11 protein-coding genes are annotated in these 13,033 nt (G+C 68.4%); 7 read left to right on the forward strand and 4 right to left on the reverse strand.

What is annotated here, in order from left to right:
• The first annotated feature begins 80 nt into the window (after positions 1 to 80).
• The gene (locus ACMZPQ_RS00675) at positions 81 to 977 is read left to right on the forward strand and encodes a M48 family metalloprotease (RefSeq protein WP_197583322.1); all 897 of its coding nucleotides are present in this window, start codon (positions 81 to 83) and stop codon (positions 975 to 977) included.
• Positions 978 to 1,492: 515 nt separating this feature from the next.
• Here the strand turns inward: ACMZPQ_RS00675 and xseA are convergent.
• Both xseA and queG read right to left on the reverse strand, forming a co-directional pair.
• Complete coding sequence (xseA, locus tag ACMZPQ_RS00680; RefSeq protein WP_197582429.1) at positions 1,493 to 2,824, reverse strand: exodeoxyribonuclease VII large subunit; 1,332 nt, start codon at positions 2,822 to 2,824, stop codon at positions 1,493 to 1,495.
• Positions 2,825 to 2,868: 44 nt separating this feature from the next.
• Complete coding sequence (gene queG, locus ACMZPQ_RS00685; RefSeq protein WP_197582428.1) at positions 2,869 to 3,939, reverse strand: tRNA epoxyqueuosine(34) reductase QueG; 1,071 nt, start codon at positions 3,937 to 3,939, stop codon at positions 2,869 to 2,871.
• A 23-nt stretch (positions 3,940 to 3,962) separates the two neighbouring features.
• Between queG and ACMZPQ_RS00690 the strand changes: the two genes are divergently transcribed.
• The 6 genes from ACMZPQ_RS00690 (at position 3,963) to ACMZPQ_RS00715 (ending at position 11,506) form a co-directional block, all read left to right on the forward strand.
• Complete coding sequence (locus ACMZPQ_RS00690) at positions 3,963 to 5,447, forward strand: NAD(P)H-hydrate dehydratase (protein ID WP_197582427.1); 1,485 nt, start codon at positions 3,963 to 3,965, stop codon at positions 5,445 to 5,447.
• On the forward strand, positions 5,444 to 5,926 hold the full coding sequence (tsaE, locus tag ACMZPQ_RS00695; RefSeq protein ID WP_197582426.1) for a tRNA (adenosine(37)-N6)-threonylcarbamoyltransferase complex ATPase subunit type 1 TsaE: 483 nt from the start codon (positions 5,444 to 5,446) through the stop codon (positions 5,924 to 5,926). Before ACMZPQ_RS00690 ends, tsaE begins: the two co-directional genes overlap by 4 nt.
• 82 nt (positions 5,927 to 6,008) lie before the next feature.
• Complete coding sequence (locus tag ACMZPQ_RS00700; RefSeq protein ID WP_197582424.1) at positions 6,009 to 7,553, forward strand: N-acetylmuramoyl-L-alanine amidase; 1,545 nt, start codon at positions 6,009 to 6,011, stop codon at positions 7,551 to 7,553.
• 140 nt (positions 7,554 to 7,693) lie between these two features.
• Positions 7,694 to 9,604 (forward strand): DNA mismatch repair endonuclease MutL, encoded by a 1,911-nt coding sequence (gene mutL / locus ACMZPQ_RS00705; RefSeq protein WP_197582423.1) that lies wholly within the window; start codon positions 7,694 to 7,696, stop codon positions 9,602 to 9,604.
• A gap of 11 nt (positions 9,605 to 9,615) precedes the next feature.
• Positions 9,616 to 10,545 (forward strand): DUF1684 domain-containing protein, encoded by a 930-nt coding sequence (locus tag ACMZPQ_RS00710; protein WP_197582422.1) that lies wholly within the window; start codon positions 9,616 to 9,618, stop codon positions 10,543 to 10,545.
• 1 nt (position 10,546) lies between these two features.
• A complete protein-coding gene (locus ACMZPQ_RS00715) occupies positions 10,547 to 11,506 on the forward strand; it encodes a TraB/GumN family protein (RefSeq protein ID WP_197582421.1) in 960 nt (319 codons plus the stop codon).
• A 74-nt stretch (positions 11,507 to 11,580) separates the two neighbouring features.
• Here ACMZPQ_RS00715 and phaR read toward each other — a convergent pair whose 3' ends face one another.
• Positions 11,581 to 12,114, reverse strand: a complete 534-nt coding sequence (gene phaR, locus ACMZPQ_RS00720) for a polyhydroxyalkanoate synthesis repressor PhaR (protein ID WP_197582420.1) — start codon at positions 12,112 to 12,114, stop codon at positions 11,581 to 11,583.
• A gap of 167 nt (positions 12,115 to 12,281) precedes the next feature.
• Positions 12,282 to 13,022 (reverse strand): acetoacetyl-CoA reductase, encoded by a 741-nt coding sequence (phbB, locus tag ACMZPQ_RS00725; RefSeq protein WP_197582419.1) that lies wholly within the window; start codon positions 13,020 to 13,022, stop codon positions 12,282 to 12,284.
• Between the last annotated feature and the right edge of the window lie 11 nt (positions 13,023 to 13,033).

Raw genomic sequence — 13,033 nt, forward strand, 5'->3', positions numbered from 1 at the left:
GGCTTCACCCGTTGCAGGCGCCGGCGCTCTAAGATTGCGCCGTGCCCGCCGGCCGGCGGGGCCTGCTGGAAGACCACCCGATGCGCAACGATCCCTTTTCCCGCTCGCCCCAAGGCCCGCAGCGACGTGGCCTGTTCGGCAACATCCGCTGGTGGGTGCTGCTGCTGGCTGCCGGCTATGCGCTGTTCTACTGGTTCTCCAACCGCACGGTAGATCCCTACACCGGCGAGAAGGTGATGATCGACAGCAGCCTCGATGCGCGGCAGGAAACCGCGCTCGGCCTGCAGGCCTATCAGCAGATCCTGTCGCAGGAACCACCGATGGATCCGAACGCACCGATCGCGCGCGATGTGCGCGATATCGCGCAGCGGCTGATTGCCAAGGTGGATGTGGTGGAGACCGCGCTGGCGCAGGAGCATGGGGTGCAGCCGGCGCATTTCGCACGGAATTTCCAGTGGGAAGTGAACGTGATTCCTTCCGAGCAGGCCAATGCGTTCTGCCTGCCGGGCGGCAAGATGGCGGTCTACACCGGGCTGGTGCCGGTGGCGCGTACCCGTGATGCGATGGCGGTGGTGATGGGCCATGAGATCGCCCATGCGCTGCTGCGGCATGGTGCGCAGCGCATGGCTCAGCAGAAGCTGACCCAGATCGGGCAGATGGCGGGCGCTGCCAGCGGCATGGATGCGCAGCAGCAACAGATGGTGATGTCGGCGATGGGATACGGCTACCTGCTGCCGTACGCACGCAGCCACGAGACGCAGGCCGACGAAGTGGGGCTGATGCTGGCCGCAGCGGCATGCTTTGATCCACGCGAGGCGGTGCCGCTGTGGCAGCGGATGGGCCAGGCCAGCGGTGGCCAGGCACCACCGGAGTTCGCCTCCACCCATCCGAACCCGGGTACGCGCATCCAGAACCTGCAGGCACTGATGCCGAAGGCGCTCGAGTACCGGCAGAAATTCTGCGAGCAGGCGAAGTAGGGTGCCGTTCGGCAGGGCTGCGCCCTGCACCTGCCGAAGCCAGAGCAACAGCAACAGCAACAGCAGGCATTCCGGGGGATGGCGGGGTGGGTCCGGTTGCGGGAGACGCCGTAAACCCATCCCTGGGGGCTTGGCCCCGGCATCCATGCCGCGGACACTCCCGCAACCGGACCCACCCCGCCTTCGACAGATTTCTGCGATCTCTTCGCTCTTCTGTGGAGCCGAGCCACGCTCGGCTCAATTCGTTCCGATATCGAAATATTCGATTCCGATGAAGATTCACCCATGCATGGCGTGGATCCATCAGATCGCGGAAATCTGTCAGAGGTGGGGCGGTGTCGGAGTGCGGGGTGTCAGCCGCATGGATGCGGCTGCCAAGCCCCCATGGATGGGTTCACGGCGTCCCCGCACTCCGACACCGCCCCGCCATCCCACGGAATGCTCGCTTTTGACGTTGACGTTGCCTTGGCTTGAAGCCTCGGCAGGTGCAGGGCGCAGCCCTGCCGAACAACCTTCTACTTGACCTGCACGTCGATCACGCCGTCGCCGACGCGGGCCTGCAACGCGTCACCCGGCTGCACCTGCCCGACGTGCCGCACCAGTGCGCCATCATCGCTGCGGGTGAGGATGCTGTAGCCACGGGCCACCGTCGCCAGTGGGCTGACCGCTTCCAGCGAACGCGCCAGTCCGCGCAGGCGCAGCGCATCGCGTTCCAGCAGGCGCTGCATTGCGCTCTGCGGACGCCCGCGCAGGGCGGCCAGGCGACGCTGCATCGCGTCAAGCTGTCGTTGTGGATGGTGCCCGCGCAGCACCGCTGCGGCATGGCGCAGGCGCGCGGCACGGCGCTCGTGCTGCTGGTTGAACGCCGCTTGCAGGCGCCGGCCCAAGTCCAGCTGGCGGCGGCGCAGCAACTCCAGCCGCGCCTGCGGGCTCTGTGCGTTCAGGCGCAGCAGGGCACGGTCGGCGCGCTGCATGGCCTGCTGCATCGCGTGCCGTTGCAGCTGCACCATGCGCGCGGCCGTGCGGCGCAGGCGCAGCGCCAGTTCGCGCTGGTCCGGCACCAGCAGTTCGGCGGCCACCGACGGCGTCGGCGCGCGCAGGTCGGCGGCGAAGTCGCTGAGGCTGAAGTCGGTTTCGTGGCCCACCGCAGAAACCACCGGGGTGCGGCTGGCGGCAATCGCGCGGGCCAACGCTTCATCGTTGAACGCCCATAGATCTTCCAGCGAACCGCCACCGCGGGTCAGCAGGATCACGTCGTAGCGGCCGCTGGCATCGGCGGCCTGCAGCAGGCGGGTGATCTGCGCGGCGGCGCTGCTGCCCTGCACCAGGGTTGGAAGAAGGTCCACCTCCAGCAGCGGAAAGCGGCGGCCCAGCACGCTCAGCACGTCGCGCACGGCGGCGCCGGTGGGCGAGGTGATTACTGCCAGGCGCTGCACATGCGCCGGCATCGGCCGCTTGCGTGCCGGGTCAAACAGGCCCTCGGCCTCCAGGCGTGCCTTCAGCTCTTCGAATGCGCGGCGCAGTGCGCCTTCGCCGGCTTCCTCCATGTGGTCCAGCACCATCTGGTACTCGCCACGGGCGTCGTAGAGGGTCACCTTGCCGCGCACCAGCACGCGCATGCCTTCGCGCGGAACGAATTTCAGGTATTGCGCCTTCATCCGGAACATCGCCGCACGCAGCTGCGCGCGCGCGTCCTTCAGGGTGAAGTACAGGTGCCCGGAAGCAGGGCGCGCCACGCTGCCCAGCTCGGCCTCGACCCAGATCGCCGGGAAGCTGCCTTCCAGCAGGTCGCGGGCCAGCGTGTTGAGCTGGCTGGGGGTGAAGATGTCGTTGCTGCGTGGCTGCATGGGAACGGCGTGGGGCGGGCGGAACGGGGTCTCAGGATCGCACGTCAGCGCGGTGCGTGCTGCCCCAGCGCCCACTGCACATGCTCACGCACCAGCGGCGAGGGATCATCGATGCGGGTGTGCAGGGCAGCCAATGCCTCGGTGGACGCAGGCGCATTGCCCAACGCCACCGCGATGTTGCGCAGCCAGCGCTCATGCCCGCTGCGGCGGATCGGGCTGCCCTCGGTGCGGCGCAGGAACTCGGCTTCGTCCCAGGCGAACAGCTGGTCCAGGCGCGCGGTATCCAGATGGTTGCGTGCGCGGAAATCGGCTTCGTCGGTGCGCTTGGCGAACTTGTTCCAGGGGCAGACCAGCTGGCAGTCGTCGCAGCCGTAGATGCGGTTGCCGATCAACGGCCGCATGTCCTCGGGAATGGCGCCGTCGTGCTCGATGGTCAGGTAGGAGATGCAGCGCCGCGCATCCAGCCGCTGCGGGCCGGTGATGGCCTGGGTGGGGCAGACGTCGATGCAGCGCGTGCAGGTGCCGCAGTGGGCGCTGGCCGGGGTATCGATCGGCAGCGGGATATCGATGTAGATCTCACCGATGAAGAACCACGAGCCGCCATGGCGATCGATCAGGCAGGTGTGCTTGCCGATCCAGCCGAGCCCGGCGTTGCGCGCCAGTGCACGTTCCAGCACCGGTGCCGAATCAACGAACACGCGGTAACCCAGCGGCGCCACTTCATCGTTGATCTGCGTGGCCAGCTTCTGCAGGCGGTTGCGCATCAGCTTGTGGTAGTCGCGGCCCAGTGCGTAGCGCGCGACATAGGCGCGGCCGGGATCGGCCAGGGTTGCCCAGGCCTCGGTGTCGTCCTTGTGGCTGTAATCCATGCCCACCGAGATCACCCGCACGGTGCCGGGCAGCAGTTCGGCCGGTCGTGCGCGCAGGGTGCCGTGGCGCGCCATCCAGTCCATCGTGCCGTACAGCCCCTGGCCCAGCCAGTCGGCCAGGTGCGCCTCATCCTCGCCCAGCTCGATGCCGGCGATGCCGCAGCGCTGGAAGCCATGCGCACGGGCCAGTTCACGGATGCGCTGCACGGCCTGGGCCGGATCGACAGGGGCGGGGACGGGGGACATGTGCACCAGTATAAAATCCCGGCATGCCCGATCTCTCCTCTCTGTTCGATACCGCCGCGGCGCGCAGCCTCGATGCGCGCGCCTCGGCGCTGGCCGGCGACGGCGGCTGGAGCCTGATGGCACAGGCCGGCCTGGCTGCCTGGCAGTGCCTGCTGCAGCAATGGCCGGAGGCCCGCCAGCTGTGCGTGCTGGCCGGCGCCGGCAACAATGGCGGCGACGGTTACGTGCTGGCCTGCCATGCCCTGCGTTCGGGCCGCCAGGTGCAGCTGCTCACGTTGCCCGGCAAGCCGGCCGGCACCGCGCTGGCCGGGCAGGCCGCTGCGCAGTTTGCCGAGGCGGGCGGCCGCATCGTGGAATTCGAGGGACGGCTGCCGGCCGCCGACGTGTACGTGGACGCGCTGTTTGGACTTGGCCTGGACCGGGCGCCCGCCGGGATGGCCCAGATCCTGATCGAGGCCCTCAACCAGGCGTCCGCGCCGGTGCTGGCGCTGGACGTGCCCAGTGGCGTCGATGCCGACAGCGGACGCGTGCCTGGCGCGGCGGTGCGCGCCGATGTGACATTGCAGTTCATCAGCTGCCATCGCGGGCTGTATACCGGCGACGCACTGGAACATGTCGGCCAACGCCGGTTGGCGCCGCTGGAACTGCCGGACCCCGCCTGGGACGGCATCGACGCCAGCGCGCAGCGCTGGACGGGTGAGCGTCTGCCGGCGCTGCTGCCGCCGCGGCGGGTCAATACCCACAAAGGGGAATCCGGCCATGTGCTGTGCATCGGCGGCAACCACGGCAGCGGCGGTGCGATCGCGCTGGCGGCCGAAGCGGCGCTGCGAGCAGGCGCCGGGCTGCTGAGCCTGGGCACCCGCCGCGAGCATGTTGGCCCGATGCTGGCGCGCTTGCCGGAGGCGATGACCCATGCGCTGGAAGATGGTGATGCGCTGCCGCCGCTGCTGGACAAGGCAAAGGCGGTAGCGATCGGCCCCGGGCTGGGCCAGGACGAATGGGCGCGCGCGCTGTTTGCGCGGGCGCTGGCCTGTGGCAGGCCGCTGGTACTCGATGCCGATGCACTGAATCTGCTGGCGCAGGATCCGCGCGCGTTGCCCGATGCCATCCTCACCCCGCACCCGGGCGAGGCCGCGCGCCTGCTCGCTTGCAGCACGGCTGAAATCCAGGCCGATCGCTATGCCAGCGCGCAGGCGCTTGCCGAACGTTTCCACGCCGTGGTGGTGCTGAAGGGGGCTGGCAGCATCGTGGCGGCACCCGGGCAGTTGCCGCGCCTGATTGCAGCGGGCAATCCCGGCATGGCGGTGGGGGGCATGGGCGACCTGCTCACCGGCATCATCGCCAGCCTGCGCGGGCAGGGCCTGGCCGCTTTCGACGCCGCCGCTGCCGGCGCGCTGCTGCACGCGCTGGCCGGCGACGTTGCCGCCGCCGACGGCGCGCGCGGCCTGCTTCCCACTGATCTGCTGGCGCCACTGCGGCGGCTGGCCAACCCGGAACGTTCCCCATGACCGATTTTTTCCTTGCCGACAGCGACGCCACCGAACGACTCGGGCAGTGGCTGGCAGCCACCCGGCCGCCGCAGGCGCTGGTCGAGCTGCGCGGCGACCTCGGCGCCGGCAAATCCACCACCGCCCGCGCCTTGCTGCGCGCGCTGGGCGTGCAGGGCGCGATCCGCAGCCCGACCTATACCCTGGTCGAGCGCTATCCGCTGGCGACCGGCGGCGAGGCGTGGCACCTGGACCTGTATCGCATCGGCCAGGCCGGCGAGCTGGATTTCCTCGGTCTGGATGAGGGCAGCGCGGTGCTGTGGCTGGTCGAATGGCCCGAACGCGGTGCCGGTGCGCTGCCGTCCACCGACCTGGTGGTGGCGCTGGAAATCGAGGGGCAGGGGCGTCGCGTGCGTCTCAGTGCGGGTAGCGACGCAGGTCGTGAATGGCTGCAACGGCTTCCGCAAGGGGGCGACTTGCGGGCCATTTCTGCCGGCTGACGAGAACAAACACCGGCAGGTTACGGATTATTAAGGAAAAAGGTGTTGCATTCCGTTCAGCGCGGTGATTGAATCCTGAGCCATGCGCCCGGGGAACCGTCTCATCGCCATCTGTGCTGCCGTCGGACTGGGTCTGGCGAGCGTCAGTGCGTGGGCCGGTGAAGTCCGTCAGGTCCTGCTGAATACGGGCGCCACCGGCACCCGCGCCGAGATCTCGCTGGTCGGCAGTGGGGGCTACAAGACCTTGTCATTGGCCGGTCCGAACCGGCTGGTGGTCGATTTCCCGGACTCCAGCGCCATACGCAACCTGAAGATGCCGGCCCCGCAGGGCGTGGTGACGGCGGTGCGCACCGGTCAGCCGGTGGCGGGCACCTTCCGTGTCGTCTTCGATCTCGCCGAATCGGTGGCACCGTTCCGCCCGCAGATGCAGCGCGAGGGCAATGAATCCAAGCTGGTGATCGAGTGGCCGGGCGATGGCCCGGCCGTGGCGACCAGCCGTCCGGCCCCGACGCCGCCGGCAACCGCACCGACGCCGACCCCGGCCGAGAGTGCACAGTCACCCACCGACGCTGCGCGTGCCACGGCGTTGCTGACCGCACAGGTGCAGCAGCAGGCCAGCGCGACCGCAGCGGTGCCCGCCGCGCCGACGCCGGCACCGTCCAGCGCGCCGGTCCAGGTCGCCGCGGCCGGCACCACGGCCAGCAGCACCACCGCTTCCTCGCCGGCCGCGATCCTCGCCGGTCAGCGCACCGCGGCGGTGGTGACCACGCCGCCGGCAACGGTGCCCGCGCCCGCACCGGCGCAGGTCGAGCCGCCGCGTCCGGCCATGCCCAGCGATGCCTCGCGCATCCGCATGCAGCCGGGCATGCGCCACCTGGTGGTGGCGATCGATCCCGGCCACGGTGGCCAGGACCCGGGTGCGATCGGCCCGACCGGCAAGCGCGAGAAGGATGTCACCCTGGCGGTGGCCCGTGAATTGGCGCGCCAGGTCAATGCCACGCCGGGCCTGAAGGCCTACCTGACCCGCGACAGTGACGTATTCATCCCGCTGCCGATGCGTGCGCAGAAGGCGCGCGCGAACAAGGCGGACATCTTCATTTCGATCCATGCCGACGCGGCCGAGAACCGCTCGGCGACAGGCTCGTCGGTGTACGTGCTGTCGACCAAGGGCGCTTCTTCGCAGCGCGCGCGCTGGTTGGCGGACAAGGAAAACGCGGCCGACCTGGTCGGTGGCGTGCGCCTGCAGCAGACCGAAGGCACCTTGGCCAACGTGCTGCTGGATCTGGCGCAGAGCGGCTACATGAAAGCGTCCGAAGACGCGGCCGGCCACGTGCTGGGTGGCCTGAAGCGGATCGGAAACAACCACAAGCCGAACATCGAACGCGCCAACTTCGCGGTGCTGCGCACTTCGGACATGCCGGCCATGCTGGTGGAAACCGCGTTCATCTCCAACCCGGATGAAGAGCGCCGCCTGATCGACCCGGCCTACCAGCGCAAGGTTGCCGGTGCCGTACTGGATGGCGTGCATACCTTCTTCAGCCGGCAGCCGCCACCGGGAACGCTGTACGCGGCGCGCGCCCAGGCCGAGATCGACGCTGCGGGCACCATGGCCGGCGGCAGCAAGTAACCCGCCGAAGGCGGGTGTCTGCTTTCTGTAGAGTCGACTGTTAGTCGACTACGCGCGCAGCGCGGGGTTTTTCGGTGCCCGGCCAGGAGCAGTCGACTGACAGTCGACTCTACCTGCGGCGCCTCCGCTATCATCCCTGCATGACGTCTGCTGCCCATCCGCGCCCGATCCGGCCATTGCCGGACATCCTGATCAACCAGATCGCCGCTGGCGAAGTGGTTGAACGTCCTGCGTCCGTGGTCAAGGAACTGGTCGAGAACGCGATCGATGCCGGCGCCAGCCGCGTCGACATCGATCTTGAAGAAGGCGGCGTGCGCCTGATCCGCATCCGTGACAACGGCAGCGGCATCGCGCCGGAGCAGTTGCCACTGGCGGTATCGCGCCATGCCACCAGCAAGATCGCCGATCTCGACGACCTCGAATCGGTGGCCACGCTCGGGTTCCGTGGTGAAGCGCTGCCGTCGATCGCCTCGGTCAGCCGCTTTACCCTGGCCTCGCGCCGCGCGCACGACGAGCATGGTTCCGCGCTGCAGATCGAAGGCGGCAAGATCGGCGAAGTCACTCCGCGCGCGCATGCACCGGGTACCACCGTGGAAGTCCGCGAACTGTTCTACAACGTACCGGCGAGGCGCAAGTTCCTGCGTGCCGAGCGCACCGAACTGGGTCATATCGAAGAGTGGCTGCGTTCGCTGGCGCTGGCCCGGCCCGATGTCGAACTGCGCGTGTCGCACAATGGCAAGGCCTCGCGCCGCTACAAGCCGGGCGACCTCTATTCCGATGCGCGATTGGCCGAAACGCTGGGCGAGGATTTCGCCAACCAGGCCGTGCGCGTGGACCACAGTGGTGCCGGCCTGCGCCTGCACGGCTGGATCGCGCAGCCCCATTATTCGCGGGCCAGCGCCGACCAGCAGTACCTGTACGTCAACGGCCGTTCGGTGCGTGACCGCAGTGTCGCGCACGCAGTGAAGATGGCCTATGGCGATGTGCTGTACCACGGCCGCCAGCCGGCCTACGTGCTGTTCCTCGAACTGGACCCGACCCGCGTCGACGTCAACGTGCATCCGGCCAAGCACGAGGTGCGTTTCCGTGATTCGCGGCTGGTCCATGACTTCGTCTATCGCACGCTGAAGGATGCGCTGGCAGATACCCGGGCCGGCATGTCGGCGCAGGAGATCGGTGCTGGTCCTGTGCATCCGGCGGATGCGGCCGCAGCGCCGATGGTGTCCACTGCCGGCGCATCGGGCTTTGGATTGGTACGCGGTCCCGCGCCCGGCTCCGGCTCGGGAGGCGGCGGCGGTGGTGGATTCTCCGGTTGGCGACCGCAGCAGCCACTGGGCCTGCAGGTGGCCGATGCGCCGGCCGCCTACGCTGCGCTGTATTCCGCGCCGGCCGGTGCCGAACGCGGGGCGGCAATGCCGCCGATGCCGACCGAGAACGGGCTGCCGGTGACCAGCGCCGACGCGGGCGTGCCGCCGTTGGGCTATGCGATCGCGCAGCTGCATGGCATCTACATCCTGGCCGAGAATGCTGAAGGCTTGATCGTGGTCGACATGCATGCCGCGCACGAACGCATCGGCTACGAGCGCCTGAAGAATGCGCACGATGGCATCGGCCTGCAGTCCCAGCCGCTGCTGGTGCCGATCACCCTTGCCGTGGGCGAGCGCGAGGCCGACACCGCCGAAAGCGAAGCCGAAACGTTGGCCGCGCTCGGTTTCGAGGTGACCCGTGCCGGCCCCGGTTCGCTGCATGTCCGCAGCATTCCGGCATTGTTGGCACATGCCGAACCGGAAGGGCTGCTGCGCGACGTGATCACCGACCTGCGCGAACACGGCCAGAGCCGCCGCGTTGCGAGTGCGCGCGACGAACTGCTGTCGACCATGGCGTGCCATGGCGCAGTGCGCGCCAATCGGCGCCTGACCGTTCCGGAGATGAACGCGCTGTTGCGCGACATGGAGATCACCGAGCGGTCCGGCCAGTGCAACCATGGCCGGCCGACCTGGGCCCGTTTTTCGCTGGCGGAGATCGACCGCTGGTTCCTGCGCGGACGTTGAGGGGAGCATCGATGCGTTATCGGGGAATGGGCGGCCTGTTGGCCGCCGTGGTGCTGGCCGCGTGCAGCCCGGCGACACCGCCGGCGCCGACGGTCGCTGAAGATCCGGCGTTCGCCGCCGCGCAGCAGCAATGGCGCGTGGCGCGCTACCAGGACCTGACCCGGCCCGACGGCTGGACGGCGCTGGTCGGCCTGCACTGGCTGCAGAACAAATCGCACTTCGTTGGCAGTGGTGGCACCAATGGCATCCGCCTGGCGGTCGGTCCGGGCAAGCTGGGCCTGCTGCGTCGCGAGGGCGCCCAGTGGTGGTTCACGCCGGAAGCGGGCGTCGATGTCAGCCTGGATGGCCAGCCGGTGCGTGGCCGCGTCCGCATCGACACCGACAAGGACCCGCAGCCGACGCTGCTGGCCTTCGATGGCGGCAAGGGCCAGCTCAGCATCATCCGCCGCGGGCCGCGCGATGCACTGCGGGTCAAGCACGCCGATGCGCCGGCACGCCGCGATTTCGCTGGCCTGGAGTACTGGCCGGGTGGCCCCGGCTGGCAGGTGCAGGCACGCTTCATCGCGCACCCGCCGGGCAAGACGCTGCCAATCGTCGATATCACCGGCCTGACCACCGAGATGCCCAATGCGGGCGCGGTCGAGTTCCAGCGCGATGGCCGCCATTGGCGTCTGGAAGCGATCGGTGCCCCTGGGCAGCCGCTGTTCCTGATCTTCGCCGACCGCACCAGTGGCCGCGGCAGCTATCCGGCCGGCCGCTACCTGGACACCGATGCACCCGCTGCCGACGGCACGGTGCGCATCGATTTCAACCATGCCTACAACCCGCCCTGCGCGTTCACCGCGTACGCCACCTGCCCATTGGCACCGCCGGAAAACCGGCTGGACCTGCGCGTGGAAGCGGGCGAGAAGGCTTACCACCTGCCTGAAGGAGAGGGCTGAAATGCCGATCAAACCGCTGTTCCGTGCCACGCTGCTGTTGGCGGCACTGCTGGCCGCGCCGTTGGCGCCCGCGCGTACCGCAGTGCCTGCTGCCGACAACGCGGCGGCTGCGGCGGCCAAGCCGCCGGTGCCGCTGTTGTGGAAAGTCACTGGCCCGGGCGATTCGCGGGTGTACCTGCTGGGTTCGTTCCACCTGTTGAAGCCGCAGGACTACCCGCTGTCGCCCGATGTTGAGCAGGCCTTCGACGCGTCGCAACGGATCGTGTTCGAGTTGTCGCCGGAAGACATGCAGTCGCCGCAGCTGGCCAGCCGCATGGTGCAGGCGGCAACCCGCACCGATGGCAGCGAACTCAAGCGCGATCTGGATGCGGCCACCTGGCAGAAGCTGCAGGCGTTCGCGGCGCAGAACGCGCTGCCGCTGGCGCAGATGCAGGGCATGAAGGCCTGGTTCGTCGGGCTGAGCATTTCGGTTGGGCAGATGCAGAAGCTGGGCCTGGACCCGGCGCTGGGCCTGGACCGCCACTTCATGGAGCGCGCGCAGAAGACCGGCCGCAGGACCGCTGGCCTGGAGGACATCGATACCCAGATCGGCATGCTTGACGGGATGACGGTGCAGGAACAGCGGCAGATGCTGGCCGAAGCGCTGGACCAGGCCGGCAAGGCCGATGAGCAGGCGCGCCTGCTGCACGATGCCTGGCGCCGCGGTGACGAGCGCCTGTTGTGGACCAAGATGGCGGCGGAAATGCGCCAGCAGTATCCGCAGCTGTACCAGCGCATCAATACCGGCCGCAATGATGCCTGGGTGCCGAAGCTGCTGCCGTACCTGCAGGCCGGACAGGGAGGTACGCTGGTCGTGGTCGGCACCCTGCATCTGCTCGGCAACGATGGCGTGGTCGAGAAGCTGAAGGCCAAGGGCTACAAGGTCGAGCGCGTGTGCACGGGGTGCAAGGCGAAGCGTTGACGCATCGCGGGTGCGAGGCATGACAAAACGGCGCGCCAGGGGCGCGCCGTTTTCGTGTCAGCCGGTATAGTGGTTCAGCGGCGGGTCTTGCCGCCGCTGCCGGTACCTGTGCCGGGTTCGTTCGGCTTGGTGCCGGTGCCCGTTCCGGTTCCGCCCGGGCGCGGGCCACCGAAGCCAGTGCCCATGCTGCGCTGGAATTCCTGCCACAGCTCCAGGTTGCGCTCGGTCAGCTGGTTCATCATCGCCCACGGGGTCTGGCCCAGCAGGTTGCCCATCTGCTGGCGGAACTGCTGCTGCTGGTCGAGGAAGACCTGCATGCTGCGCTCCAGGTAATTGCCCATGAAGCCCTGCAGGGAATCGCCGTAGAAGCGGATCAGCTGGCTCAGCAGCTGGGTGGACAGCATCGGTTCGCCGTCCTGTTCCTGGTCGGCGATGATCTGCAGCAGGACCGAACGGGTGAGGTCGTCGCCGCTCTTGGCATCGCGGACTTCGAAGTCTTCACCGTCCAGGATCAGCTGGCGCACGTCCTCGATGGTGATGTAGCTGGAGATCTCGGTGTCGTAGAGACGGCGGTTCGGATACTTCTTGATGATGCGGGTCGCAGCCATTGAAGCGGTCACTCGTCACAGTAGGTGTGCAGCATGGCGCAGTGCACAAGCCTTGGCAACCGCCCCAGCCCCCGCCAGGCTTGGGTTTCACGGCCGATCATGTTGCGCAGCAAGGGTTTGCGTGTTGCGCAGCATGACCATCGGCAGGGGGCTTTGGCCCGCGCCGCTTACCAGCCCATGTGGTGGCCGCCGTTGATGTCCAGGTTGCTGCCGGTGATCCATGAGGCTTCCTCGGCGACCAGGAACGACACGCCGTAGGCGATTTCCTCCGGCTTGCCGAGGCGGCCGGTGGGGATGTCGGCGACGATCTTGGCGCGCACGTCTTCCGGCACCGCCATCACCATGTCGGTGGCGACGTAGCCGGGCGAAATGGTATTGACGGTGATGCCGAAGCCAGCGTTCTCGCGGGCGAGCGAGATGGTGAAGCCGTGCATGCCGGCCTTGGCCGCCGCGTAGTTGGCCTGGCCATACTGGCCTTTCAGGCCATTGATCGAGCTGATCTGGATGACCCGGCCCCAGCCGCGGCGGCGCATGCCCTCGATGACGGGGCGGGTGACGTTGAACACCGAATTGAGATTGGTGTTGATCACATCGTGCCACTGGTCCACGCGCATGCGGTGGAAGGTGGTGTCACGGGTAATACCGGCGTTGTTGACCAGGATCTCGACCGGCCCCAGCTCTGCTTCCACCGCCCGCACCAGGGCTTCGGCGCTGTCCGGGTCGGAGACATCCCCGGGAAAGATCGACATGCTGTAGCCGCGCTCGGTCATTGCCTGCTGCCAGGCGCGGGCCTTGGCTTCGTCGCGGTAATTGGTGGCGACCCGGTGGCCCTGGTCGGCCAGGCGTTGGCAGATGGCGGTACCGATGCCGCCGGTTCCGCCGGTGACCAGTGCGACGCGAGATGTCATGGAGTGCTGTC

It is taken from the genome of Stenotrophomonas maltophilia, assembly GCF_047497515.2.
Classification (GTDB): domain Bacteria; phylum Pseudomonadota; class Gammaproteobacteria; order Xanthomonadales; family Xanthomonadaceae; genus Stenotrophomonas.

Bases quoted from the DNA above. Each gene is read 5' to 3' on its own strand.
- ACMZPQ_RS00700 (WP_197582424.1), top strand. From the start codon at position 6,009: ATGCGCCCGGGGAACCGTCTCATCGCCATCTGTGCTGCCGTCGGACTG.
- ACMZPQ_RS00690 (WP_197582427.1), top strand. From the start codon at position 3,963: ATGCCCGATCTCTCCTCTCTGTTCGATACCGCCGCGGCGCGCAGCCTC.
- queG (WP_197582428.1), bottom strand. From the start codon at position 3,939: ATGTCCCCCGTCCCCGCCCCTGTCGATCCGGCCCAGGCCGTGCAGCGC.
- ACMZPQ_RS00715 (WP_197582421.1), top strand. From the start codon at position 10,547: ATGCCGATCAAACCGCTGTTCCGTGCCACGCTGCTGTTGGCGGCACTG.
- ACMZPQ_RS00710 (WP_197582422.1), top strand. From the start codon at position 9,616: ATGCGTTATCGGGGAATGGGCGGCCTGTTGGCCGCCGTGGTGCTGGCC.
- mutL (WP_197582423.1), top strand. From the start codon at position 7,694: ATGACGTCTGCTGCCCATCCGCGCCCGATCCGGCCATTGCCGGACATC.
- ACMZPQ_RS00675 (WP_197583322.1), top strand. From the start codon at position 81: ATGCGCAACGATCCCTTTTCCCGCTCGCCCCAAGGCCCGCAGCGACGT.
- xseA (WP_197582429.1), bottom strand. From the start codon at position 2,824: ATGCAGCCACGCAGCAACGACATCTTCACCCCCAGCCAGCTCAACACG.
- phaR (WP_197582420.1), bottom strand. From the start codon at position 12,114: ATGGCTGCGACCCGCATCATCAAGAAGTATCCGAACCGCCGTCTCTAC.
- tsaE (WP_197582426.1), top strand. From the start codon at position 5,444: ATGACCGATTTTTTCCTTGCCGACAGCGACGCCACCGAACGACTCGGG.
- phbB (WP_197582419.1), bottom strand. From the start codon at position 13,022: ATGACATCTCGCGTCGCACTGGTCACCGGCGGAACCGGCGGCATCGGT.